Origin of the sequence: Geobacillus sp. WSUCF1, from assembly GCF_000422025.1 — a bacterium.
GTDB classification, from domain to species: Bacteria; Bacillota; Bacilli; order Bacillales; family Anoxybacillaceae; genus Geobacillus; species Geobacillus zalihae.
Genome location: NZ_ATCO01000256.1, coordinates 1 through 405, shown reverse-complemented (window position 1 = coordinate 405; position 405 = coordinate 1). Strand labels below are relative to the sequence as shown.

The 405-nt window shown below is 54.1% G+C and carries 2 tRNA genes; both read right to left on the bottom strand.

Features of this window, described 5'->3' with window-relative positions:
• Positions 1 to 78: 78 nt before the first annotated feature.
• Positions 79 to 154: transfer RNA gene (locus I656_RS0117080), tRNA-Ala, on the bottom strand.
• A gap of 6 nt (positions 155 to 160) precedes the next feature.
• Positions 161 to 234, bottom strand: a tRNA-Ile gene (locus I656_RS0117075).
• Positions 235 to 405 lie beyond the last annotated feature (171 nt).

Here is a 405-nt window from a genome sequence, read left to right as displayed (position 1 = left end):
TTCTCTGCAGTCTTGTGCCGAGGAATCTTGCTTCCCTGAACCCGCTAGCAGACGCAGGCACAGACGCAAAACTTGATATGGTGGAGCCTATCGGGATCGAACCGATGACCTCCTGCTTGCAAAGCAGGCGCTCTCCCAGCTGAGCTAAGGCCCCATCCAATGGGCCTAAGTGGACTTGAACCACCGACCTCACGCTTATCAGGCGTGCGCTCTGACCAGCTGAGCTATAGGCCCATATACACATTGCAAGGAACGGTCAGTTCCCTCAAAACGAAACAAGGCTGCTGCCTTGAGTCAGCTTCTTTGCGGCCTTGCGCCGAGGAATCCAGCTCCGCTGAATCACTCGCAGACGCAGGCGCAAAACAACCGAGAGAATAACCAATTCCCTCAAAACCAAACAAAACA